The organism is Winogradskyella marincola (assembly GCF_029624125.1).
Taxonomy (GTDB): domain Bacteria; phylum Bacteroidota; class Bacteroidia; order Flavobacteriales; family Flavobacteriaceae; genus Winogradskyella; species Winogradskyella marincola.
On record NZ_JARSBN010000022.1, the window covers coordinates 1 to 1640 of the forward strand.

3 protein-coding genes are annotated in these 1640 nt (G+C 32.7%); all 3 read right to left on the reverse strand.

The genetic code is table 11. The annotated features are described in order from the left end of the window. Positions 1-197 precede the first annotated feature (197 nt). The 3 genes from P7122_RS15790 to P7122_RS15800 all read right to left on the reverse strand — a co-directional run bounded on the left by P7122_RS15790 (position 198) and on the right by P7122_RS15800 (position 1549). On the reverse strand, positions 198-581 hold the full coding sequence (locus P7122_RS15790) for a hypothetical protein (protein WP_278006768.1): 384 nt from the start codon (positions 579-581) through the stop codon (positions 198-200). Beyond that, complete coding sequence (locus P7122_RS15795) at positions 581-925, reverse strand: hypothetical protein (RefSeq protein ID WP_278006769.1); 345 nt, start codon at positions 923-925, stop codon at positions 581-583. Before P7122_RS15795 ends, P7122_RS15790 begins: the two co-directional genes overlap by 1 nt. 126 nt (positions 926-1051) lie before the next feature. Next, entirely contained in the window at positions 1052-1549 is a 498-nt protein-coding gene (locus tag P7122_RS15800) for a hypothetical protein (RefSeq protein ID WP_278006770.1), read from the reverse strand. Positions 1550-1640: the final 91 nt, after the last annotated feature.

The window sequence follows — 1640 nt, forward strand, 5'->3', positions numbered from 1 at the left end:
TCTGAATACCGTCTGATTACTTTGTCGTTTTTATACATAATGTTTAAAATTATGTAGCCTTTATTCAGGACGGGTCATAATTGTAGGCAACGGTCTCGGCTATGTGTAGTTGCGTGGTTTAGCACGTAACTTTGCAAGTACACACCAAACTGAAAATCCGCGAGGATTTTCAGAAGTAGGCGAGACCAAGCAATTACTTATAGCCATTGTTGTGGTGTCGTTTTTATTTTTTCAATTGTTTTGTCAGTCAGTATTTCTAATTCAACTTCTTCTGTTTGATAACTGTCCTCAATTTGGTTTCCAACATTGCTTGAGAAAATGTCCCATTTCAAATTCAATTTTTTACCTAACTCGATAATCAAATCCCTTAAATTATGTCCATTTTTCTCCAAATCTGCCATAATCCAATTTCCAATTCCGTGAGCATTTTTTAAATCGTCTGAAAAGCTTAAATAGTATTTTGGAATATCATTTTCATAAATTACATTTTGGTTGAATTCTAATTCCAAGAAGGGGAAGAAGCGTTCATTTTCTTTTCCGCTAATTAAATACGATTCCGTTTCCAGTTTAATTTTATCCATTACCACATTACTTGCTTAATTCTGCGGTTTTTAATTCCGATTTTGATTAAATCTCTGCAAAAATTATTGAATTTGTTTTGAAATTCAGATTGAAGATTTTCGTTTCCACAATACAATTCCCATAATGCTCCAGCTCCACCAAAAAGTTCATTAGTCAAAACGTATTTTTTGAAAAGTTTGGAATTCTTTTTCATAGCAGAAGCTAGGACATTTGTCAATTCTTGTTGTCCAACACTTGTTCCGATTTTGGTCAAAACGTCCTTTAATTCAGTCACACTTTTGGTTAATGACTCAATGTTTTCCACTGAAAAGTTCAACTCTTTATTTCTTGTAAATATGTTCATCTTAAATGCACCACAACGTGTTTGGCTATGATATGTTGCGGAAAAAATCCGCAGGATTCTTTCCGCCGTAGTCGAAAGATAGCAAAATTGCAATGAAATTCCGAAAGGAATTTCAGCCGCAATGGATTATAGCCGTTGTTGTACCTTGTTTTTTTTAAGTTTTGTTATTCCGATTATTTCAGTCAGTTTATTCAGTCCTTTTTTTGATATAATTCTAAATGCTAATTCCGTGAAAATAAATCTAAAAACAACGATAGCCATTAAAGTCGGAATTATCAAAGAAATTATAATCTCCTTTTCTTTAGTAAATAATGCTATTAAAAATCCGATTATTGGGAATAAGAAGATAAGTGATAACATTACTCTGAAGGCTTTATGAATTCTGATTTCAAGAATTCCGTTATAAGATTCAACTTTTCCCTCTAAAACGCAAAATGCTCCACGTCCAGGTTTTGATGAAATTATTTTAAATCCGTTTCTGTTCACTTGTCCGATAAACGCTTTTTTTGTCCACTCCGAACCAAGAGAGTTAGTTATCAATGTGTTTTTTTCCAATTCAGACAACGCATCTGAACTTTCTCTTTTAAGTTCAAATTGATAATTATTAGTCGGAAATATTTTCATTTTGGGTTCGGTTTGGAAATGTCTAGTCCTGAAATATGGCTACAGGTTAAAGATTGATTTACGCTGTTTTTAAATATACCATATTCGGTGT

Coding starts and splice junctions, on each gene's coding strand:
- P7122_RS15795 (WP_278006769.1), bottom strand. CDS start 925: ATGAACATATTTACAAGAAATAAAGAGTTGAACTTTTCAGTGGAAAAC.
- P7122_RS15800 (WP_278006770.1), bottom strand. CDS start 1,549: ATGAAAATATTTCCGACTAATAATTATCAATTTGAACTTAAAAGAGAA.
- P7122_RS15790 (WP_278006768.1), bottom strand. CDS start 581: ATGGATAAAATTAAACTGGAAACGGAATCGTATTTAATTAGCGGAAAA.